22 protein-coding genes are annotated in these 23,100 nt (G+C 37.9%); 13 read left to right on the top strand and 9 right to left on the bottom strand.

Annotated elements, in window-relative coordinates; translation table 11 throughout:
* Positions 1-534 precede the first annotated feature (534 nt).
* Positions 535-744, top strand: a complete 210-nt coding sequence (locus ACSBL2_RS15045; RefSeq protein ID WP_442587358.1) for a hypothetical protein — start codon at positions 535-537, stop codon at positions 742-744.
* 17 nt (positions 745-761) lie between these two features.
* Here ACSBL2_RS15045 and ACSBL2_RS15040 read toward each other — a convergent pair whose 3' ends face one another.
* The 3 genes from ACSBL2_RS15040 to ACSBL2_RS15030 are packed head-to-tail and all read right to left on the bottom strand — an operon-like array spanning position 762 to position 4,477.
* Positions 762-1,613 carry a dienelactone hydrolase family protein gene (locus tag ACSBL2_RS15040; protein ID WP_442587357.1) on the bottom strand — a complete coding sequence of 284 codons (852 nt, stop codon included), beginning with the start codon at positions 1,611-1,613 and terminating at the stop codon, positions 762-764.
* Between the two features lie 42 nt (positions 1,614-1,655).
* Complete coding sequence (locus ACSBL2_RS15035; RefSeq protein WP_442587356.1) at positions 1,656-3,884, bottom strand: response regulator; 2,229 nt, start codon at positions 3,882-3,884, stop codon at positions 1,656-1,658.
* Positions 3,884-4,477: a TlpA family protein disulfide reductase gene (locus tag ACSBL2_RS15030; RefSeq protein ID WP_442587355.1), complete on the bottom strand. Its 594-nt coding sequence runs from the start codon at positions 4,475-4,477 to the stop codon at positions 3,884-3,886. Before ACSBL2_RS15030 ends, ACSBL2_RS15035 begins: the two co-directional genes overlap by 1 nt.
* A gap of 270 nt (positions 4,478-4,747) precedes the next feature.
* Between ACSBL2_RS15030 and ACSBL2_RS15025 the strand changes: the two genes are divergently transcribed.
* From ACSBL2_RS15025 to ACSBL2_RS15000, 6 genes are all read left to right on the top strand, one after another.
* Positions 4,748-5,194: a pyridoxamine 5'-phosphate oxidase family protein gene (locus ACSBL2_RS15025; protein ID WP_442587354.1), complete on the top strand. Its 447-nt coding sequence runs from the start codon at positions 4,748-4,750 to the stop codon at positions 5,192-5,194.
* 361 nt (positions 5,195-5,555) lie between these two features.
* Positions 5,556-5,771: a hypothetical protein gene (locus ACSBL2_RS15020; protein WP_442587353.1), complete on the top strand. Its 216-nt coding sequence runs from the start codon at positions 5,556-5,558 to the stop codon at positions 5,769-5,771.
* 131 nt (positions 5,772-5,902) lie between these two features.
* Positions 5,903-6,088 carry a DUF3606 domain-containing protein gene (locus ACSBL2_RS15015; RefSeq protein ID WP_442587352.1) on the top strand — a complete coding sequence of 62 codons (186 nt, stop codon included), beginning with the start codon at positions 5,903-5,905 and terminating at the stop codon, positions 6,086-6,088.
* 179 nt (positions 6,089-6,267) lie between these two features.
* Positions 6,268-7,767, top strand: a complete 1,500-nt coding sequence (locus tag ACSBL2_RS15010) for an acyl-CoA dehydrogenase family protein (protein WP_442587351.1) — start codon at positions 6,268-6,270, stop codon at positions 7,765-7,767.
* Positions 7,768-8,028: 261 nt separating this feature from the next.
* Positions 8,029-9,678: an alpha-glucan family phosphorylase gene (gene glgP / locus ACSBL2_RS15005; RefSeq protein ID WP_442587350.1), complete on the top strand. Its 1,650-nt coding sequence runs from the start codon at positions 8,029-8,031 to the stop codon at positions 9,676-9,678.
* Between the two features lie 111 nt (positions 9,679-9,789).
* Positions 9,790-10,668, top strand: coding sequence for a universal stress protein (locus ACSBL2_RS15000; RefSeq protein WP_442587349.1), 879 nt, complete (start codon positions 9,790-9,792; stop codon positions 10,666-10,668).
* A 65-nt stretch (positions 10,669-10,733) separates the two neighbouring features.
* Here the strand turns inward: ACSBL2_RS15000 and ACSBL2_RS14995 are convergent, their stop codons facing one another.
* Positions 10,734-11,594 carry a universal stress protein gene (locus ACSBL2_RS14995; RefSeq protein WP_442587348.1) on the bottom strand — a complete coding sequence of 287 codons (861 nt, stop codon included), beginning with the start codon at positions 11,592-11,594 and terminating at the stop codon, positions 10,734-10,736.
* Between the two features lie 250 nt (positions 11,595-11,844).
* Between ACSBL2_RS14995 and ACSBL2_RS14990 the strand changes: the two genes are divergently transcribed.
* Entirely contained in the window at positions 11,845-14,184 is a 2,340-nt protein-coding gene (locus tag ACSBL2_RS14990; RefSeq protein ID WP_442587347.1) for a GAF domain-containing protein, read from the top strand.
* Positions 14,181-14,735, top strand: coding sequence for a GNAT family N-acetyltransferase (locus ACSBL2_RS14985; RefSeq protein WP_442587346.1), 555 nt, complete (start codon positions 14,181-14,183; stop codon positions 14,733-14,735). Before ACSBL2_RS14990 ends, ACSBL2_RS14985 begins: the two co-directional genes overlap by 4 nt.
* 20 nt (positions 14,736-14,755) lie before the next feature.
* Here ACSBL2_RS14985 and ACSBL2_RS14980 read toward each other — a convergent pair whose 3' ends face one another.
* The 4 genes from ACSBL2_RS14980 to ACSBL2_RS14965 all read right to left on the bottom strand — a co-directional run bounded on the left by ACSBL2_RS14980 (position 14,756) and on the right by ACSBL2_RS14965 (position 18,482).
* Positions 14,756-15,565: an N-acetylmuramoyl-L-alanine amidase family protein gene (locus ACSBL2_RS14980; RefSeq protein WP_442587345.1), complete on the bottom strand. Its 810-nt coding sequence runs from the start codon at positions 15,563-15,565 to the stop codon at positions 14,756-14,758.
* Positions 15,566-15,694: 129 nt separating this feature from the next.
* Positions 15,695-16,474, bottom strand: coding sequence for a 3-keto-disaccharide hydrolase (locus ACSBL2_RS14975; RefSeq protein ID WP_442587344.1), 780 nt, complete (start codon positions 16,472-16,474; stop codon positions 15,695-15,697).
* A 236-nt stretch (positions 16,475-16,710) separates the two neighbouring features.
* Entirely contained in the window at positions 16,711-17,970 is a 1,260-nt protein-coding gene (locus ACSBL2_RS14970) for an NAD(P)-binding domain-containing protein (RefSeq protein WP_442587343.1), read from the bottom strand.
* Between the two features lie 89 nt (positions 17,971-18,059).
* Entirely contained in the window at positions 18,060-18,482 is a 423-nt protein-coding gene (locus ACSBL2_RS14965; protein WP_442587342.1) for a secondary thiamine-phosphate synthase enzyme YjbQ, read from the bottom strand.
* 244 nt (positions 18,483-18,726) lie between these two features.
* Between ACSBL2_RS14965 and ACSBL2_RS14960 the strand changes: the two genes are divergently transcribed.
* Entirely contained in the window at positions 18,727-18,912 is a 186-nt protein-coding gene (locus ACSBL2_RS14960) for a hypothetical protein (RefSeq protein ID WP_442587341.1), read from the top strand.
* A 339-nt stretch (positions 18,913-19,251) separates the two neighbouring features.
* Here ACSBL2_RS14960 and ACSBL2_RS14955 read toward each other — a convergent pair whose 3' ends face one another.
* Complete coding sequence (locus ACSBL2_RS14955) at positions 19,252-19,521, bottom strand: hypothetical protein (RefSeq protein WP_442587340.1); 270 nt, start codon at positions 19,519-19,521, stop codon at positions 19,252-19,254.
* A gap of 108 nt (positions 19,522-19,629) precedes the next feature.
* Here ACSBL2_RS14955 and ACSBL2_RS14950 point away from each other — a divergent pair, with 108 nt between their 5' ends.
* The 3 genes from ACSBL2_RS14950 to ACSBL2_RS14940 all read left to right on the top strand — a co-directional run bounded on the left by ACSBL2_RS14950 (position 19,630) and on the right by ACSBL2_RS14940 (position 23,076).
* Positions 19,630-19,845, top strand: coding sequence for a DUF4268 domain-containing protein (locus ACSBL2_RS14950; protein WP_442587339.1), 216 nt, complete (start codon positions 19,630-19,632; stop codon positions 19,843-19,845).
* Complete coding sequence (locus tag ACSBL2_RS14945; protein WP_442587338.1) at positions 19,845-20,090, top strand: DUF4268 domain-containing protein; 246 nt, start codon at positions 19,845-19,847, stop codon at positions 20,088-20,090. The genes ACSBL2_RS14950 and ACSBL2_RS14945 overlap by 1 nt, the downstream gene beginning before the upstream one ends.
* Positions 20,091-20,196: 106 nt before the next feature.
* Positions 20,197-23,076, top strand: coding sequence for a UvrD-helicase domain-containing protein (locus ACSBL2_RS14940; protein ID WP_442587337.1), 2,880 nt, complete (start codon positions 20,197-20,199; stop codon positions 23,074-23,076).
* Positions 23,077-23,100 lie beyond the last annotated feature (24 nt).

Raw genomic sequence — 23,100 nt, 5'->3', positions numbered from 1 at the left:
AATAAAAAAAGAAGTTCTTAGGTTTCTCCATACTAGGTCCGGACTCACAATTTTGTGCCACCACAACGCGGTAACATAAGTATTATTGCCTCTATTTCTGACAGGTTAGACCATATATATATGGTATTTCCAGGATTTTCAATGCAATATGCAGGAATCGTTTCAGGTATACCAGCATTAGAGAAATAGAGCCACTGACGTCATGGTCAGTAGATTGTGGGCGTTCTTCTATCATTGTTATTTTATAAATTATATAGCATCTCATGGGCATTGTTGTAAGTGTGAAAAAGTTTTCTAAGGTATCGGAATACAGCTGAATTGAAGTCAGGTGTATTTACCTGTTTTATTACCGTATAAACATCGTTTTTGGATAAGTATTTATAACAGTGAAGAATAGAATGAAAAAAATGCGGATAGATTAGAGTTAGTGCTAAAAATATTAATCATTAGCTACAGGAATTTTTGAAATTTCTACCGGAATGATTGTTAATATTTGCCATTAATTGTATATTGTCGCTAAACTAAATTGAAAATATGGAGGAATGGAACTCAATTTCTGCTGGATTGCCTGAAGATTCGAAATTTATCATGGCTAATGTGAAAGATAACAACTATGTATACCATGAGATACTGTGTTATAAGGAAAAATTAGATAAATGGTATTTCATTACGGGAGGAGAGCTTCCGTCGGATATCATTGTTACTGCATGGAAGAATTTACCCAGTACTTACCAAAGAGGGTAGACTGACGTATCGGCACATCAGCCCAATTTCTTTTTAAACAAATCTATTGTTCGTTGCCAGGCTAATTTTGCAGCAGCTTCATTATACCTGGTTGGCGAGGTATCGTTATTGAAAGCATGGTTTACATCTTTATAAATATACAATTGATAGTCAATATGATTTGCTTTTAAAGCAGTCTCATATGCTGGAATACCAGCATTGATACGTTCGTCTAATCCGCCATAATGAAGCATGACGCTGGATTTAATTCTTGGCACTTCGTCAATAGCCGGTTGTGTGCCATAATATGCAACGGAGGCAAGTAGGTACGGATCATTAACAGATAACCTATTTGCCATTGCGCCCCCCCAACAGAAACCTACACATCCAGTTTTTCCATTCCCATCTTTTCTGGTTCTTAAATAACTGAGGCCATTTAAATAGTTCTGTAGCGTGTTTCCAGCATGGAGTTGGCCAATTAACTCCCTTCCTTTATCTTCATCTTCTGGTGTGCCACCAAAGGCTGAGAGGGCATCGACTCCCATTGTGATGAATCCCTCGGCTGCTACCCTTTTGGTCACTTCAATAATATGGGGGTTCAATCCTCTGTTTTCATGTATGACCAGTACTGTCCCGAGGTTGGTTTTATTCTTTGGCCTGGCAAGAAATGCCTTCATCTCGCCGTCAACACCTGGATAGGAAACCATTTCCATGTTTAACAGTTCCTCATTTACCGTTACTGCTTTTGCATAATTGTTTTCGAGCAAGGGCAAGACCGTCATCGCTAATGCTGTACTTCCGGTAAGTAAGGCAAGTTTTCTTATAAAATCTTTCCTGCTTAACTGACTGTGCGTATACTCATCATATAGATTAATAATTTTCTGATCCATGATTAGCGATTTGTTATGGTGTACACCAAGATAGCAATTTTTTTATAGTATATTCCTGAGGATATCAACAAGCAGATTCAGATTGACAGGTTTTGACAAATATTCATTCATTCCGGCATCCAGACATTTGTTCTTATCTTCTGGCATTGCATTAGCCGTCATTGCTATGATTTTAGGTTGATGCTTATGAAGAGACCGAATGATTTTCGTTGCTTCCAGCCCATTCATTTCTGGCATCATGATATCCATTAAAATCAGGTCATAATCTTTAGCAAAAGACATATCAACCGCTTCTTTTCCATCATGGGCAAAATCAGGGTCGTAGCCTAGCTTTTTTAATACTACTGAAGCCAGCTTAAGGTTAATCAGATTGTCTTCCACTAACAAAATTCTCATAGGATAGCTGGTGGCAAAGTGTTTTTCAAGCAAATTACCAGGTGTATGTTTTCTGGATACCTGTTTACTGTTCAGCTGATCATTAAGTGTCTGTAAGATCACGTTTAATAATTGTTTATTTTTAGCTGGTTTATTGAGTACTCCAGCAAATAATTCAGGGTATTTATATTTACTATCATCCCCGGCAGAACTTAATAGTATAATTGGGATATGGTGATTTAACAGTTTCACCTTTTTGGCAAATCCTACACCATCGATTTCAGGCATTTGCATATCAGTAATAATCATATCAGGAAGTTCATTCTCCGTCAATTCTTTCATAGCTGCCCTGGCATTATTCACCAAGACAGGAGAGAAATCCCATGAACTCAGCAAGCCTTTTAAAATCCTGAGGTTAGTATCATTATCATCTACCACCAAAATCTTCTTTCTTAAATGATAAACAGGATTATAGTCAACTGTTTTTATATTTGGATCCTCACAAACGGGTAAGGCGATCTGAAAAGAAAAGGTACTTCCTATATTCACTTCACTTTCCACTGTGATTGTCCCATTCATTAAATTGATCAGACGTTCACTAATCACCAATCCTAATCCGGTTCCTTCATATTTCCTTGTATTCGAGGAGTCTATCTGGGAAAATGCTTTAAATAGCCGCGATTGTTTTTCGGTAGGAATTCCAATACCCGTGTCCCTTATTTCAAAGCGGATTAACCTGCTTTTCCGATCATCTATATTTATCTGGCTGACTTTAAGGTGAACTTCTCCGACATGCGTGAATTTTAACGCATTATTGATGAGATTAATAAGAACCTGGCGTATTCTTAAATAATCACCCAGGAACCTATCTGGCAGTGTGTTATCTTTTTCGTATAGTAATTCTATTCCCTGTATGGAAGCCTTGTTGGCAAAAAGGTCGATTACATCCTCTATGCACTTGTTGAGTTCAAAACTTTTTATCTCCAGTTCCAGATGCCCGGATTCGATCTTTGAAAAGTCAAGGACATCATTTATGACCGTCAGCAAGGCTTCTCCGCTGGTGCTGATGATATTCACATAATCGGCTTGTTCATCCGACAAAATCGTTTCAGCTAATAAAGAAGTCATTCCCATTACACCATTCATTGGGGTACGTATTTCATGGCTCATGGTAGCAAGGAAGATACTCTTTGCCTGTGCTGCACGTTCCGCTTCCTGTTTGGCATCAACTGCCTCCTGATGTGAAATTTTTAATTCCCTATTTAGTTTTTCCAGTTCTTCTTCATGATTCTTTCGCTCTTGGATCTGTGTGAGCATTGTTACCTGTGATACACTGTATTTATGGAGATGGTAAGACCATAATCCACAAATAAAGAAGATCACCACTGTTAGGATAAGGTGAATAGCCATTGTCTGTACTTCCAGGTAATCCAGATTCGTGAAAAATACCTCACCAACCCCCACACTTTGCAAATAATTAAGCCCAAGATGGTGGATGGCCACAAAAATCAGCATAGGTATCTGCAGTTTCCATTTTTGATAGGTAATTAAAATGGCGCTTCCAATAAAAGCAAAGAAATGCATTTCAAACAGGCCATGCATCTGGTAAATAAATTGTGCCATGAAAACCCCTAAACAAACACTCAGGACATATTGGTACAGATTGGATTCAGGGAGCATCCATTTCACAGAATAATAGGCTAGCAGGGTAATTCCACCTATGCCAATAGCAATATTCCAGGTATCATAAAAGGTGGCAAGAAATAAACCAGCTAAAAAATAGGTACTTAGAAAATAGTTGATCAGCCTGTCAGATCTTTTTTTTACGTTAAATCTGTAATTGTCAACAACGTGGTTATAATCAGTAAGGGAGGTATCAAAGTTGGGGCGATCCATCAATTTTTACAATTCGGTAATGTGCAGCCGTAAGCTTTTAATGTCAAAGGGCTGAAATGAACATCAGTATTATTTAATAAGCCATCAAGTGCAATTTTGGCATAACCTGTTTTTTCATCGGTACAATAGCGGGTACGGTTATAATTGCCTTTATAATAGAGTCTGTGATCCGCCTTTAGGATCACTGCCTGGGGAGTAGAATAGATACCACATACAGCAGCCAGGGACATATCTGCAATAACCGGAATGTGGATATTAAACCGTTGCTGGATTTCAATAGGTGTATAAGGTTTTTCCGTCATTAATACGATGACGAAGTTGACCTTATTCTGATAGGTCTTTACCAAAGAATTAAAATAGCTGATATTGAATTTTGAACAGGGGCAGTCGGGGTTGAAAAAATGAAGAAAGACAGGGAGATTATTTTTAAAATTTAGTCCTGGATCTAGTGAAATTACCGTATTCCTGCTCACATCCTTGTAGTTCTTCGGAACAGGAGTGGGTAAGAGATAGACCAATTGGTTATACCAGAAAAAAACAGATACAATAAGGGTGAGTAGCAGAAGCCAAATGGCTACTATCCATTTTTTCATTGATAAACTTTATTGTGATAATCCCATTGTTAATGGATACTATACGAGATTTTCTATGTTAAGGATTCAAAAATAACAAAGAAATGACTTTTTTTTGTGGAACAGCAGGTGTTTTTAAAGGGTTTTGTGGTTAATGTTTTAATATACAGGTTGTTATTATTTGTTGTTTCTGAAGATTTAATGATAATTTAATAGCTATTGTTGATATTGATCATATTTTGGTGATCAGAAATTGTCAACATTTGTCAAGAATTACTAATCCAATGATTTATGGAGCCTGATAGAATAATTATCGCCTTTCTGAAAATGCAGACTGCAATGACAATTGCTACTTCTGTTAACAATACTCCTTATTGTGCTACTTGTTTTTATGCCTATTGTGAGGAAGCAAATTTACTTGTGTTTAAATCCTCCATCAATACGATACATGTTCAAAATGGTATCCGGAACAATAAAGTATCCGGGAGTATTCTTCCTGATAAACTAATCACAGGAAAGGTAAAGGGCTTACAATTTTCAGGTCTATTCTTCCAGCCTGAAGATGAGATGTTTAGCAAAGCTAAACTTGCGTATTATAAAAAATATCCATTCGCCCTGGCAATTCCCGGAGATCTATGGGCAATCAGTCTAAATACGATAAAATTTACTGATCATACACTTGGTTTCGGAAAGAAGCTGAGTTGGGAGAATAAAGTCAACCAGACGAATAGATTTTAAAAAATTAACAATTCCAGAATAAAAATAGGAGAAGTATAGGTGGCTACCCACTTGTAAACAGTAATGAGACCGAGCTTGCGAATTTTTGAATTCAAATAAAGAAACAGTATGAGCTAATGAAAACCTCATAAGCCTACCGCTTACAAACAGCAATGAATAGGCACATGATAGCTTCATCACCTTTAAAAATCAATTATGTTTTGATGAAACCAGCATAAGGTTTCATCTTAGAAGCTGAAATGAATTTTATGCAAGATTCATGGCCTTCAAAAAACAATTAAAAAATACTTATATATTGGTATTTTAAATGGATTTTTTTAGTTTAAACTTGTATTGATCACATAAAACGTGAGTATGTCGGATGGATATTAAATTATTTGAAGATAATATTAAGTGGATTGACGATACTGCATCTGCTGATTGCTTGAATAAATTGACACTTCAGATGAAACAGACGATGCTCTGCCAGGAAGGATCAAATAACGATAGCAATGGGGATTGGGTTTCTATCGCAGAAAGTTCTGCTTACATGGTGTTAACTAAAACTACTAGTGAAGTGATTACATTTATGAATTAGTGATAACGAAAGGATCTAATCCCTAATTGTGCGGTCTGATGGACCAGTTCTCCTACTGTTTAAAAATTTAATTTAAAAAAGTTAAACTATTTGTAGTTGTCTATGTTTACAGGCAACCAAATAACTTAGCGATGAACAATAATCTCTCTTTCCGTAAACTGCAGCAGAATAAAATTAATATCACTGAAAAGTACGAAATACACTACTGGTCGAAAAAATTGGGCATATCCAATGATGATCTGATTGAAGCTGTAAAATCTGTCGGTACCTCACTCAATGAGGTCAAGAAATATCTGAAAAAAGGGAGTACCTGCTGATTATTTACCTATTTAGTATGATTATAAATAATTTAACCGATATTTGTTCCGTACTTTACATTTTTAAACTACTTTAAATAAGTTGCATAAAAAATATATGATTTAAAAAAATGATTTAAATCATATGATTTTATAAATTACAGTCGGAACTTCGCATTATATATACATTACCTAGCTACATGACAATTACGAATATTAGTTTTTCAGAATTTATCAAAGACTTTGAACAAACTTTAAAACATTTATTTCACGAAAAAGAGGACATCAATAAACTTAGTTTAGAAAGGGGATTGCCTTCTTCAATGATGAAAGATATCTTATCCGCGCAGCCTTTGTCAGTTGCCATACCAGAACAATATGGCGGACGTGGGAGTAAGGTAAAGGAATGTCTTGGAATACTCGCGGCGGCTTCTTATGAATCGCTTCCACTTTCGCTTACTTTTGGAATTAACATCGCGCTTTTCTTAGAGCCTGTATCTAAGTATGCTGAGGAAAGTGTAAGGCAGGGTATTTTTACCCGATTCCTTGAAAACCAGAATATGGGCGGTTTAATGATCACAGAGCCAGATTATGGCAGTGATGCGCTGAACATGAAAACTTCTAATACTGAGGTTGAAAATGGTTATCATATTAAGGGCACAAAACATTGGCAGGGACTTACGGGGCTGGCTGACTATTGGATCATCGCTTCAAGGCAAAAAGCTACAAATGGAGAACTGGGAAGGGATATAGATTTCTTCCTGGCTGACAATACGGTTAAAAAGCAGCAGGTGGTAGTAGAAGAATTATACGATAACCTGGGACTTTATATGATTCCTTATGGATTAAATAAACTTGATCTTGAGGTACCTAAAAATTTTAAATTGCAGCCTGAAACTACAGGTATAAAAATGATGCTGGATATTCTGCACAGAAGCAGAATGCAATTTCCAGGAATGGGGATGGGTTTTATTAAGCGTATGTTGGATGAAGCATTGACCCATTGTCAAAACAGGATCGTTGGTACAGGTAACTTATTAGAGCTTGACCAGATCCAGTTTCAAATTTCCAGGATACAGGCAGCGTATACGATTTGTTCGGCGATGTGTGCAAGAAGCAGTAAGATTAGCGGGATTGAACACAACCTTGCTGTGGAGGGACTTGAAGCAAATGCGATGAAATCTGTAGTCACAGACCTGATGCAGGAGTCTTCGCAGATTCTGGTACAGTTGTCTGGCGCCAAAGGATATAGGATCAGTAATATTGGCGGACGTGGAATCATGGACAGCAGGCCATTTCAGATTTTTGAAGGTTCCAATGAAATGCTTTATGCGCAAATTGCTGATATGGTAACCAGGATGATGAAAAAACAAAAAGAGACACATTTATTTGATTTCCTCAAAGGTTTCTCTTTGACGGCAGAAGCATGCCTTCACTTCAAGAATGAACTTAGTTTTTCTTTTGTCAGCAATTTTTCACAACGTAAACTTATTGACCTGGGACGTGTTCTTGGCAGGGTAATTTCTGTAGGTTACGTGCTTGACCTCGAGCAGAGGGGATTCAGGAAAGATCTGATTGATAATTGTGTAGTGATGGTAAAACAGGAAATTACAGCGCTGATGGCATCATTTAATAGTGATAATGAGGTTAAGGTTGTAAATGATTATACAGAAAATAGTTCCTGGATGGCTTTCGTGTAATTTCAAAATAGTTATTCAAAAACGCCGGTCTTTCTATTTGACTGGCGTTTTTTTTGCTATGGTTTTATTTTGGAATCTTTCTCCTGTTTTCCTTTTGCTGCCATTCCAATAGGTTATAACTGATATATGTCATTCCTGGTGGTGACTGCATACATTAAATTGTTTTAGCTTTAACACTAACTTTATCTGATCAAAACAAATTATGTATTAAATTGGTAGATATTAGTGTGAAGGTGTTTATAGATTAATTTAAATAATGTAATGAAACGAAACGATGTCTTTGGTTATGAACCTGCTGCTGATTACGCGTTGCCTGCGGCTTATTTTTCAATGGAATTTGCTATTGATCAATCTCTCAAAATTTACAGTGGTGGATTAGGCTTTCTTGCCGGTTCCCACATGCGTAGTGCTTATGAATTAAAACAGAACCTCGTTGGAGTTGGTATTTTATGGACTTATGGTTATTACGACCAGCTTAGAAGTGAAGAAGACCTGATGAAGCCGGAATTTGTCAAAAAGGATTATTCATTTTTACAGGACACCGGGATCATCTTTACAGTGCCAGTTCATGATGCACAGGTGAATGTAAAAGTATACTTACTCAAGCCGGAAACTTTTCAGTCGGCACCTATATTTTTGATGACTACAGACATTCCTGAAAATGATGTGATCTCCCGTACCATTACGCATCATCTCTATGATGCCAATGAAGCAGCGAGGATTGCACAAAGCATTATTCTAGGGATCGGAGGAGCCATGCTACTCGATAAAATCGATATGACGCCGGAGATTTACCATATGAACGAAGGGCATGCTATCCCGCTTAATTTTTATCTCTATGCCAAATTGAAAAGTCTGGAGGAAGTGAAAAAACATGTGATTTTCACCACACATACCCCTGAAATGGCAGGTAATGAAGAGCATAATTATGAATTGCTCAAAGAAATGTCTTTCTTTTACCACTTGCAGGTGCATGAAGTCAAGCATATTCTGGGGATGGGTGGAGATATGTTCAATTATACGCTTGGTGCCCTTAAATTTGCCCGTAAAGCGAATGGTGTTTCTAAGCTGCATGGTGAAGTTGCACGTGATATGTGGGGGCATAATACTGGAGTCTGTGAAATCACTTCCATTACAAATGCCCAGAATAAAACTTACTGGACAGATCCAGCCATGGGTAAAGCCATTGGCCTGGATAGTGATGAGCCGATTATTGCCAGAAAAAAGGAGATGAAAAGAGAGTTGTTTAAAGTAGTGGCAGACCAGTGTGGCAAATTATTTGATGAAAATGTATTGACCATTGTGTGGGCAAGGAGATTTGCCGGATACAAAAGGGCGGATCTGATGATGGCCGATTGGGACCGTTTCCAAAAACTGATGAATAACCAGGAATTTCCTGTGCAGGTGATCTGGGCGGGAAAACCATATCCTAAAGATACGGGCTCTATAGATTTATTTAATACGATCATAAGCAGGGCAAAACCAATTGCCAATTGCGCTGTACTGACAGGATATGAACTTGGCTTATCTGCCTTATTAAAAAAAGGATCGGATGTATGGCTCAATAATCCCAGGATGTACCGTGAGGCATCAGGTACCAGTGGCATGTCGGCTGCCATGAACGGAACCTTAAACCTATCCATGCCTGATGGCTGGGTTCCTGAGTTCGCAAATGATGGGGTGAACTGTTTTATTATACCTCCTGCCGATCAGCACTTGTCCATAGAAGAGATAGATAAACAAGAGAATATCAGTTTAATGGATACATTGGAGAATGAAGTATTACCACTTTATTACAAAAATAAAACGAGCTGGATCCAGATGGTCAAACAGGCTGCGAAAGCTGTTTCTCCAGAGTTTGAATCTTCCAGATTAGCGAAGGACTACTATAATTTATTGTATAAAGCATAACATCATACCATGTGATCAAGGTCATTACTATCCAATGATCTTGATCATGGTTAAATCATCATGTTTAAATTAAATTTATATGAAAACAAATTCAATTTTTAACTGAAGGATATGAAAACTATAGCTGTATTAACCGATTTTTCTGAAAGGGCTGAGATTGCGGCCAATTATGCATTAGGTATTGCTCAACATCTTCATGCGAATATTTTATTGTATCATTCATTCTTGTTGCCGGTTGTGGATCCTTTAGGGATGCCGGTTGTGGGTGCGTATGATGGCCTTGAAGAGTTTCAGGAAGATACGGAGAAAGAATTACATAAACTCGCTGCGAAATTAAAGTACAATTTATCTGTTTCGCCAAGTGGCCCATTTAAACCAACCATTTATTGCAAATGTGATAATGGTGGTTTTTCTGATAATTTGAACCTGCTTTTAACAGATGGGGAAATTATACTCATGGTCATGGGTACCCATAAGAAAGGGATTTCTGGATTTATGATGAGTAACCATATGCGGGAAGTCATCGACGCGGTATCTATTCCGGTAATTATTGTGCCGGAAAAACATCCATTTAAGCTCATTGACAAGATTGCATTTGCGACAGACATGAAAGGAACTGATCTTGAGGTCCTTAGTTCTTTGACCGGACTGGCTAAACCATTTGGGGCGGAGATCATGCTTGCCCATATCTGTGCTGACCAACCTGAAGATTGCGCATCAGCAAAGATGATCCAGCATTTCCTTGACGAAGTAGGTAATGTAATCAATTATCCTAGTATTTATTACAGGAATGTAAAAGAGAAACGTATAGAAAAAGGCTTAAACTGGTTAACCAATAATGTTGATTTTGATATACTGGTGATGGTACACCGTAACAAAAGTTTCTGGGATCAATTTTTTAAAGGTAGCAATACCCAAAGAATGGCTGCGAAACTTAACCTACCTTTGTTGGTATTTCCCTCATCAGTCAGGAGATTGCCCGTATTCTAGAACGGGCAAATTTAAATTTCTGCTTTACAATAATTAATTTTACACCTATACTCATCATCCCTGAATTACCAGGATTCAGGGATGATGAGTATAGGTGTTTTTCTATGGGTGGCAACAACTTCGCAGGCCTTAGCATGGAACAGGCGCCAAATAAATGAGTGTTTTTTATGTACCAGTGCAAGAATATCCTCTTGAGTTATTTTATTAAATGTTCCTAATTCTTGTGCGACATCATTTCCCCTGAGGTATTGAAAAGAAATATTTTTTGAATTTAGCCCACTTATGGCAGTCATGCATGCTGAAATATCATCTTGTTCTTCAATCTCCCCGGCTAGTACTTCTTTTTGGATATGTCTTACATGAATGAGGATTTTGTAGATTTCTGAAAGTTTGCTTAACCATTTAATTGCATTGATATCACTACCGCCCAAATCAGTTGCAAAAACAATTCTATTGATTACGGTAGCTTTCTGATCTTCCGGAATGATGAGGGTGGGGCAGGACAACTTTGATAAAACAGCATTGATATCACTACCATGGGCTGCGTTCTCATTTATTTTCTTTCTTCCACCCATGATGACCATCATAATGTTTTCAGAATGGACAATATCGCGTACCGTCTCTGCGAGTGGACCTGAATGGCATACACTAATGATCTTTGGTTTTCTTTCCTCCGTTGAAAAAGCTGCAATCTGTTTATTCATTCGAATGACCTCTTTATTCATATTACTTTTGCTTGTCTGCATCAGTAAAGCATAGTTTCCCATAGTCCAGGAGGTAATCTCAACTGATGGAAATTTATAAAGGCCCTTATAGGTGTTTAATACCATAATATTGGCATTTAATTTAACTGCAATGTCTATTGCTACGTCAGCCGCAACCCTTGCGCTTTCTGAGAAGTCTGTAAGTACTAATACTGTTTTCATAACAAAGTAATAATGATTTAACGGAGACCAAATATTCCGCTATTTACGATTTTTACAAATGATGGAGATCAATTTGTAGGGTGACAATCGACACATTTTCTGATCAAATAGAACGGATAATCTGTTGTAAATCTATGTATTACTGTTTTTGTGTTCCTTCAGTGGAAAACTGTCCTGGCGAGCCCAAATTATACGAACCTATTAAATTTTATTACATTAGTGCAGATCAAAATTTCAATAGTCATTACCTATGCAGCTCCCGATATTCAGAGAGACCCCGTTCCAGCTTCAATTGTCTCTGTCCCCGGTTATCGAAAACCTGGAACGGATAGCTGCAGATGTTCAACAAGAAGGTGCTGAAAAAGCAATAGCGCTGCTGGAGGAAGTAAAGCCTTTCCCTGAATTCAGGGAGGGATTTACAGATATTTCCCAGATTGAGGGCAATAAAAAGCTAATCAGGAAATTATTAGGGGATCATTTTCCTGAAGTACTTACCCTGAATGAAATTAAAGCGATCAGTATTCCTTATAGAAATTTCATGTTTAACCGTACCCAGCGATTTAAAAGCATTCTTAGAATGGCTGGCCCCGATTTTGAATTTAACATCAGGGATTTTGATGAGCATCAATTTTATATCCTTAGCTGTTGCCTGATTCTGAATGAATTTTATGGCACGCAGCTCGACTTCAGCCGGCCTCTTTTTTATGATATCCCAACTGCTGATGGAATTGTCCGTCACTACAGGATTATGTATAATGCTGATTTTATGGAAATTTCTCCTACGGAAAAATCTGTAGAATTAACTGCTGAAGATATTGATAATCTAATGAATAACTATGATAACCTGGATTTATGGAAAGAGAAATTTCCAAGGGAAAGCTGGTTAATGAAAGGTTTTGCAATCATGACCCTATATGATGCAACTGTTGAGAATGCTGTTTCCTTATTAAAGGAGAAATTACTCGGATTAAATAATGTTCGGTTCAGACAGAATGTAGAATCAATTTTTCAATCAATTTACCGCATTGCAGACCTTGGGGTAGGCTTTACCCTATATCTGCATGAAGAAAATAAATTCAAAGTAGCTGTTTTTGGCCAGTCCATGAAGAGTTATATTTTACCTGACGAAGAACAGCAGGATAGCGAAGATGTTTTATGTATGGACGCTTACCGCCACTTGATAAAGTCGAATGCATATTTCTCGGTATCTGACACGGATCAATACCTGGCATCAAATCCTGAAAGTCCTTTAGGAATCGTATTGAAGTCTAAAAACGTCAAAAGCTTTATACTTGCTCCTGTAGTTAAAAATGGTATTTTGCTTGGTATTCTGGAATTGGTATCTCCACGAATTAAAGAATTGAACAGTGTGAATGCGAATAAGCTGTCCATTACGATGCCTTTTTTGACGGATAGCATTGAGCGATTGGTTAATGAATTTCAGCACCAGCAACAGGCCGTTATTCAGCACTACTATACGTCTATCCATGCGAGTGTATACTGGAAATTTAAAGCAGAGGCATTGCGCAACCTTGAAACACTTATGGACGATGAACCATATATTCCCAGGGAAGTTATTTTTAAAGATGTATTTCCGCTCTATGGACAGATTGATATTAAAGGTTCTTCTGAAGCAAGAAATTCAAGTGTACAGATCGATCTTAAAAATCAGTTGAATGAGCTGCTTCATTTAATAGTAAAATTAGGCGGCCGTAAAGCATTTGAAGAGGAGCGGGCACAGCTGAATATTTTTTTGGAACAACTGGAATTTAATATCCTCGCCAATACCGAACAGTTTATTCTAAATTATTTGGAAACTGTCTTGCACCCTGCTTTGGGTGCTTTAGATGCGGGACAGTTTAAACAAGCAATACATGATTATTTTATAGAGACGGATAAAAATTCCGGTAGTTTTTATACCTATCGTCGGAAGTATGACAAGACGATCTCCCTGATTAATGAGAAGATGGCACTGGTCATTGATAAAAGTCAGCTGGAGGCACAGGAGATTTTTCCTCATTATTATGAACGCTTTAAAACAGATGGAGTAGAACATAACCTATACATCGGAAGTTCCATTGCTCCTTTACGGGAATTTACCATTGAAAAATTATATGCCCTTCGTTTCTGGCAACTGAAGGTACTTTGTAAAATGGAAGCAGCGCATCACCAGTTAAAATTTACACTTCCTTATCCAATGGAGGTCACTTCACTTATCCTGGTTTATAATAGTACGATTTCCATGCGTTTTAGAATGGATGAGAAGCGCTTTGATGTAGATGGTACCTATAATGCCCGCTTTGAAATTGTTAAAAAACGAATTGATAAGGCATATATTAAAAGTAGCACTCAACGCATTACTGAGGCAGGAAAGATAACCATAGTCTATTCAAGTGAGGCAGAAGAACGAGAGTATCGCGGATACATTCATGGCCTGCATACCTCTGGTATGCTTGATCATGAAATTGAGCAGTTTGAGGTAGAAGATTTACAGGGTATTTCTGGACTTAAAGCCTTAAGAGTGAGAATTCTTTTTCCTTCATCGGGTACTGAATTTTTAAACAGGTATACAATCAAACCAATGAAATGAAAATTATAGCAGAAACAGATCGGCTGATTTTAAGGGAAGTAGAATCAACAGATAAAGAAGCATTTTTTATACTGGATGCTGATCCTGAAGTACACCGGTTTCTCGGGAACAAACCGGTAACTACAATTACTGAGGCAGAACAAATGATTGAATTCATCAAGAAGCAGTACATCGATAACGGGATAGGGCGATGGGCAGTGATTGATAAAAAAACAAATGATTTTATGGGCTGGTCAGGCTTAAAATACATTACGGAACTGACCAATAACCATATCGGTTATTATGATATTGGATATAGGCTGATCAGAAAATACTGGGGCAGAGGTTATGCTACGGAATCGGCTGAAGCTGCTCTGGATTATGGATTTGAGCAGCTCCGTCTGCTCTCAATTTATGGAATAGCTGATACGCGGAATATGGCATCAAGACATGTCCTGGAAAAAATTGGACTTATTGATATAGAAGAATTTATTCTGGAAGGGGAAAGCCATCGATGGCTGGAGCTCACAAGAAATAATTGGATGAATAAAAAAAAGCTATCCCAGGAGTGATAGCTTTTTTTTATTTATTTTTAGTTGATGATCATCTGCTTTCTGTATTCCAGGATAGCATCTTTAATATTCTGAACAATTTCTTGTCTCCCTGCAGCTGAATTGATATATTCTTCTTCTTCTGGGTTACTAATAAAGCCAATTTCAGTCAGTACTGCCGGCATTCCGGCTTTTGCCAATACGGCAAGGCTTTGTTCCTTAACGCCCCTGTCCACCCGGCCTGTTTTTATATATTGCTGCTGGATGAGACTGGCCAGTTTAATACTCTGTCTACGGTAGGCATTTTTCATCAAGGAGAGAATGATGTAACTTTCCGGATCATCAGGATTGAAACCTTCATAATTGGATTTATAATCTTTCTCCAGTAAGATAGAAGCATTCTCCCTTACTGCAACATCCTGTTCTCCAAGTCTTCCGGAACCAGAAACAAATGTCTCTACACCATTGGTATGTGTCCTGCCTCTCATATTAGATGGCATAGAGTTACAATGAATAGAAATAAATAAATCTGCATGTGCCCTGTTGGCAATGGCAATACGTTCATACAAAGGGATAAATACATCTTCAGTCCGGGTATAGATCACCTTTGTATTCTCTATTTCTTTTTCTATGGTTTGTCCCAATAGTAGGGCAGTGGCTAGGGCTACATCTTTTTCTTTTGAAAAGAGTCCTCTCGTTGCCCCATCTTTACCACCATGACCTGCATCAACAACAATAACCATTGGTTTTATGGTGGTAGTTGTCTGGCCGGTTGCATAGGTAGAACTGAAGAGGGAAAATGCTAAAAAAACAATTTTAAGGGGTGTGTTCGTTTTTAATGTGTCAGGCATTCGTGTGCTTAATGTTTAATTTCAATTGTGTGTGTGTTTGACTAGGGTTGACCCCAAAAGTAAAAACATAAAATTGATTTTTTAAACTTAGTTCACATAAATGGTACCCTGGCCCATAAAATTTAACATTTAAAGCTCCCTGATCCATATATTTCTGTAGCTAACAGGTTCACTTTTATCACCATGTGCCTGTAGTTTAATGGGAGAAGCACCATGTGCTTGTCTGTATGCTGGCTGTCCGATGTATTGCGTAGGTCCTTTGAGTTCGAAACCATTTTGTACAACTACACCATTAAATAATACTGTCACTTTAGCTGGTGTCTTCAGCGAGCTATCCGCGTTAAATGTTGGTGCTGTCCAAAGGACATCATAGGTCTGCCATTCCCCGGGTTTCTTTGCCGGATTAACCAATGGTGTCGTTTGCTTATAGATACTTCCTGCCATTCCGTTGGTATAGGTATCATTCTGGTAAGCATCCAGGATCTGAAGTTCATAGCCAAGATCTCCCTTACCTATAGAGGCCAGAAAAAGTCCGCTATTGCCTCTGGCTTGACCTTCCCCTGTAATATTGGTGGGAATACGCCATTCCAGGTGCAGTTGATAATTATTAAATGCTTGTTTCGTTTCAATATTGCCTGTTTTTTTATCTACGGTGAATATTCCTTTTTCGACTTTCCATTTGGCTGGCTGGGTTCTGTCGTCTGCCATTACCCACTGGTCAAGATTTTTTCCGTCGAATAGAACCAGTGCATCTGAAGGTGCATCAGTATTCAGTTTTCCTGGGGTAAGCACTTTTGGTACAGGAGTATAGAATTCAGTGTCCTCATGTTTTGCCGTTTCCTGCGCATATAGGGCCTGAAATGATCCGATAATTAATGTACCAGTAAAGATGGAAGTGTAGAATTTCATTTTATGATGGTTAGATGGTTTTCTCATATGACTAAGTTACTAAAATAAAATAATTGAAATCATTTGGCGCATAAAGGTTAATCTCCGATCCTGGATAGGAAAATAAGGAGCAAACATGATGGCCATCATTTTTAGGTATCGCAGGTATTTATACCTTTCGATCCTGTTAATGTATAGCATATTTTTTTTAACAAGAGGGAGTGGTCTATCCTATTTAAAGACACTCCTTCTTTGTTTTAAATATCTGTTAATCTCCTGATCATTTCAGCGCTATGTATACGCCCGTGTTCCAGTCTGTCACTAAAGAATAGCTTCGTATCTTCAAATAGCTCTTTATATCCTTTCATATCACCGTAGCCAATAATGGTTGCCCATTTGTGTACGGCACTATGGAATTCCAAATCATCTGAACGTATAGATTTTTTGTACAATGCAGCCTCAATGGATTCTTCAAAAAGCGCTTCATTTCTGAAAAGATATTCGACAATTCCCAGCCGTAAACGGAATGGTGGAGTCTGGCAAATGAGGTTATGATAGGGATTTACCTGGAGTTTATACCAGGAATAAGCCATGCTCAGCAAACTCAGGTGAGAATTTGGCAGCCTGTTACCGGGGTTCTCTGCTAAGGAAAACTCCTGCATTACCTGGTCATCCAGCAATAAGGGCTCATTGCTTTCATGGAAAACAAAATCTTTTACCTGATATAAAACTTTGCGGAAATCAGATTCATTTTCCATAATCATCATTTTAAATAATTCTGATTCTGCTTCAGCATAACTTTTGACATGTTGTCTTGCATAAGGATTGAGGATGGCAAGGCCACCATAGATATGTGCTTTATAGCTAAATATTCTCAGCGTTGTCAGGATCTTAACGTTATCGATTCCTCCCAGATAAGAACCACTTTCCCATGGATAAAAACCAGCATTTTTCCAGGCGGTACCCATGCTTTCAAAGCCTACGTGCGTAGTTGTCTGTGTATCTGCCACGATCTTATCGTGCATATGGTAATCGGACATTTCCGCAATATCCGAACCCAAGACCGATAACACATCCATCATCCGCCGGTAAGCGTCCGGAGTGCAACGGTGGGGAATGACAATCAGTTTTTGTCCTTCAGGCTGGAATCCGGGGCCATGTAGAGAGTGACAGGTGATAATATTCACATCACGGGGCATATATTTCTCAAATGCTGCAATCTCAGGATGTTTAACTGAAGTTTGACCTGCAACAATAGCACCGTATTTTGTGGAACTGGCATATTGGCTCACTACTTCAGCGATATGTTCTGCTTCAACTGAGTAAAAGATGACATCACACTGGCGTGATACTTCTTTACCATCATTCAGAACCGTAATTCCGAATGAACCCAGCTCTTTATCAAGACTTTCACGAAGATCAGGTAGGTCTGATCCAAATACATGATAACCTGCCCTTGCAAAAGATTTAGCATAAATCTTTCCCATATCCCCTAAACCAATTATTCCAATATTCATATATGGACAAGTATAAGCCTTATCCTTCTGAATAGGAAATCGGGAATGCTATATATTTGTAAGGAATACATTTTAAAAAATCTGTCAGGCTATTTTCCCCAGGCAGTGATCATTAAATTCCTCCCACCACCATAATTTCTGTGTTCACATAGATAGATTCCTTGCCATATGCCCAAGGCCAACTTCCCATTTCGTATGGGAATGGTTACCGATGTACCCAACAGGGCTGCTTTAAGGTGTGCAGGCATATCGTCAGATCCTTCGTCATCATGAAGATACTCCGGATCATTTTCCGGAACGGTTTTATTAAAGAACATTTCGAAATCTTTTCTTACTGTAGGATCTGCATTTTCATTAATACTTAAGGATGCAGAGGTATGCTGAATAAACACCTGGCAAATTCCTGTTCTTATTTCCGAAATTTCCGGTAAGGCATGTACAACCTCAGTAGTGATGATATGGAATCCCCTTTTTCTTTCATTGAGTTGTAATTGTGTCTGGTATATGTTCATGTCGATAAATTTAATCCAAATTGTATAAAAAGCTATAGAAATATGTATACTAAGAGGCAAGGTTAGGGCATTTGCCCTCTTTTTTAATTAAAATCCTTCAATTGTCATCTTATAAGCTATTTATCACGTAATTGAATAAAAAGATAAACTTTTATAATTATCTTTTTGTTTAATTAAAGTATTGATATTCAGATCAGAATTATTTGAATGTTGATTGTGTCTTTAACCATCAAATATAAACGATATGAAACAGGATAATCACATTGGTCATGACCATGGAGGTGTTACTAAAACAACTGGCACCAATGAAACACAGCACAAGCCGAAAACAGAAAATCCTATTGCCGAAAAGGATGAAGTGAAACAAGCTGAAAATCGGCAGAGAAACCAAAAGCCTATAGCACTAAAAAGAAAGTTACGGATTCTTTAATGTCTTTATTATTCTGCAATCATCTTATTTTACAGCCAAAAGGCCGAAATAAGAAATGCAGCATAAGCAGAGATTCATATCAATTGATAATATATTTTAAAATCATGTTTGGTTCGGATATCATCCGGTAGGAGTGGGATGCCATGATCACACATCTAACAACAACTCTTTCCTGCCGGAAATAATCAGATTCTAAAACTGATCAGACCTTAAGTTCTCAATTGAGTTCTTAAGGTTTACTGTGGTCTTATCTCTATTCAAAGGATCATTCGTACTAACAGTAAATGTGTCCTACTGTTGATAAAAACAAGAATAATTCAGCAATGTGTTGGCAGGTTGCTAAATGTTTTTTGGATCATAAGCCCCATTTTCCCTGTCATTTTTATAATTCATTGCATCGTTTTGCTGGTCAGGTAGTAACTCTTCCGGATTTTGGGCTGCATTAAGATCATCATTCCACTCTTCCAGGTCTACATAATTTCCTTCAAACCCCGGATCTACACTTGGATTTTCAAACCGGGTCTCCTCCGCATCAGATTGATTTGCTATATGTTCAGTATTCAGCCGGGGTTCATTTTTATCTGGTTTTTTACCTTTTAAAGTTTCCATAGTTACACGTTTATTGGTTAACACCTATAGAACAATTCTTTTTTGTAATGGTTTAAAGCGATATTTGTTTTTTACATATCCTTCGTTTATTACAGAAATAATCCACCATTGTATTCAAAAGATCAGGCTTCACAACTCCGGCAGGCATTCTGGACTGCATTTGGGCAGTATATTACTCCTCATCCTTCTGCAGAAGGAATTAAAATCAATTGGGTCAATTATAAAACAGGTATCAAATACCTGCACTTTAAAATGCATGCGGATACAAAAAATGATTCATTGCCATTTCAATTTCCCATACCGATCAGGGAATACAGGAATTAATGTTTGAGCAATTCGCTGCATTAAAAAAGATATTAAATAATCATTTGAATGAGGACTGGGAATGGCAACTGCATACCCTGGATGAACAGTATAAAACAGTGAGCAGGATAATTAAATTTCTGCCTGGGGTGAACGTCTTTAAACAAGAAGACTGGCCCAGGATAATCTCTTTTTTTAAGCCAAGAATTATAGCGCTCGATGAATTTTGGACAGATGCGCAATACAGCTTTGAATTGTTTAAGTAGACCCAGCACCAGTTTTGTCTTTTCTTGAAAAATATATTAATAATTAACCCAGTGTGGTATGAAATTAATAATTTTACATTTTGTCGCGTATTGCTGAACTATAGTTATGGAGATTCGTATATATAAAGGGTTGAATATTGGTAAACTTGGGTCGAAGGTTGAAAAAATCTGCAAGTCGCTTGCGGAGGGGGACTTTAGAACAGCGGATGTAAAGAAAATGAACAACGGGTTTTACCGTGCAAAACTTGATGATACCAATCGTCTTTTGTTTAATATCAGTACTTATCAGCAGCAGCGGTATATCTTTATCCTGGAAGTCATCCACAATCATGCCTATGAGAAATCCAGGTTTCTCAATGGTGCGCGTATCGATGAAAATAAGTTGTCCTCAGTATATGAAATAGACGATGTTAACGATTGTGATACGACCACGATAAGTTATATCAACAGGGATGAGAAATCTTTTCATATCCAGGATAAAATCATTTCATTCGATCAGAATCAGGAAGAAATACTGCATCTGCCTACGCCCGGAATTATTATAGGTTCAGCAGGGAGCGGTAAAACAGCCCTAACATTGGAAAAGCTTAAAATCCTGGAAGGGAATGTCCTTTATACTTCCCTTTCTCCATACTTGGTAGAAAATGCGAGTCAGCTGTATTCCTCATTCGGTTATGAGAATGCAAAACAGGAAGTCGCTTTCCTGTCTTTTTACGAATATTTGTCTTCAATTGATATGCCTTTCGGTAAAGAAGCAGATTATGTGAGCTTTGATCGCTGGATTGCCAGATATGCCCAAAGCCATAAGATCAAAGACACGTATCGGGTATATGAAGAAATCAAAGGTGTCATCACGGGGTCTTCAGTAGCAAATGCTTTCCTGTCAAAAGAAGAATACCTTTCTCTTGGGATCAAACAATCAATTTTCAACGGTACAGAACGCGAACAGACATATGACCTGTTCCTGAAGTATAAAAACTGGATTGCGGAAGGGGAGTATTTTGACAGCAATATACATTCATATGAATTATTGAATAAGGTTCTTCCTGTGTATGATTATGTGATTATCGATGAAGTCCAGGACCTGACCAATGTGCAGCTCCTGCTGATCCTGAAATCGCTTCATAAACAAGGCAACTTTATCATCTGTGGGGATTCAAACCAGATTGTTCATCCGAATTTCTTTTCCTGGTCGCAGGTAAAAACATTGTTTTACAATCTTGAACTAAAATCAGATATTATCACAAGGATACTTAATGTCAATTTCCGTAATACACCCGCGGTAACAGCTATTGCGAATAGGTTGCTGCTGATTAAAAATACCAGGTTCGGATCTATCGATAAAGAAAGTACCTATCTTGTCATCCCTAATTCGGATAGCAATGGGTCTGTAGAATATTTGGAAAACACGGCGAAAATCAATGCTGAGCTCAATTCCAAGACCAGTATGTCGACGAAATTTGCGGTATTGGTCTTGCGCAATGAGGATAAAGCAGCGGCAAAACGATTCTATAATACACCTTTGTTATTCTCCATTCAGGAAGCAAAAGGCTTGGAGTATGAGAATATTATACTCTTTAATACTATTTCTTCGTATGACAAAGAATTTAGGGAATTGACCAATGGGGTAACCGAGAATGACCTGCTGCCTGAGAATCTCAATTTTTCCCGGTCTAGAGATAAATATGACAAATCGCTTGAGGAGTATAAGTTTTATGTGAATTCCTTATACGTGGGTATCACCAGGGCGGTAAAGAATTTGTACATCATTGAAGATAACAAAAAACATGCGTTATTGGAACTGCTCGGCCTGGTTCATATCAAACAACAATCCTCCTTGACTGATCAGACTTCGAGTAAAGATGAATGGCAGCAGGAGGCCAGGCGACTGGAAATGCAGGGGAAACAAGAGCAGGCAGATGCCATCCGGGAACAGATCTTACAACTCAAGCCCGTTCCCTGGTCGGTGACCAGAAGAATGGATTTTGCCGAATTAAAAGAGAATGCCCTGAACCCTGAAATATATAACAGAAAGGCGAAAGATAGATTCTACTGTTATGTTGTTTACTATAATAAACTGCAATACAGGAAACCGCTTGCCCAGCTAAAATATAAAGCTGCGGAAAACTGGCTGTTATACAATTACGCAGAGATCAATACAGGTCAGGTGAATTTGTATATTGTTGACAACTTAAAATCACTAAAGCCTTACTTTCTTCAATATGGCGTAGATTACCGGACTGAAGTCAATTTCACGCCGCTCATGATTTGCCTGATGTCATCGGCATTAAAAACTATTGACTATCTTCTTGAAAATGGAGCGAGAACAGACCTGGTGAACAATGTTGGGAATGATGCTTTTCGGATTGCATTGCAAACCTGTTTCTATGTTCATCGGCAAACAGAACCCATACTCAATACTTTTTATCATAGGCTTGTACCGGAAAGTTTGAGATTAAGGATAAATAATAAACTGATCAAAATCAATAATTATCAGGCAGAATTCCTGATTTTAAATACAATGCTTGCTAACTTACATTCCAAATTATGGGAGGCCAAGCCAGATCATGAAAGTGATCATCCTATCGGAGAAAACGATAAAACTATCCACAATGATGTAAGCACAAGATCTGTTAAACCTGGTTTTACGGCGATTGACTTATTTGATTTTTTTGGGAATTTTTCCGACCATGTCCTACCGCAATACAGACGTAAAAAAACGTATATCTCCAGCATCTTAAGTAAAAATGAATTACATAGGAAAGGACCGGGAAATCATTCCCTGTTTCTGCGTATGGGTTCGGGATTATATCTTCCTCATCCTTTGATGGAGATCCAGATTGACGGCACATGGGTAAACATATATGACAATTGCGATATTGATGCCATGGTTGGCCTACCGGAAATGAATTTCCTGAAACCCTGTCTTGATCAGATCGATGCGTATAGAAAAAAACTTACAGAAGACTGGAAAGCTAGAGTTTAGCGTTGGTTAATTTGATATGGCCAT

Origin of the sequence: Pedobacter sp. AW31-3R, from assembly GCF_052180285.1 — a bacterium.
Lineage (GTDB): Bacteria > Bacteroidota > Bacteroidia > Sphingobacteriales > Sphingobacteriaceae > Pedobacter.
The sequence above is the reverse complement of the archived record's forward strand: the minus strand, read 5'-3'. Positions and strand labels throughout refer to the sequence as shown.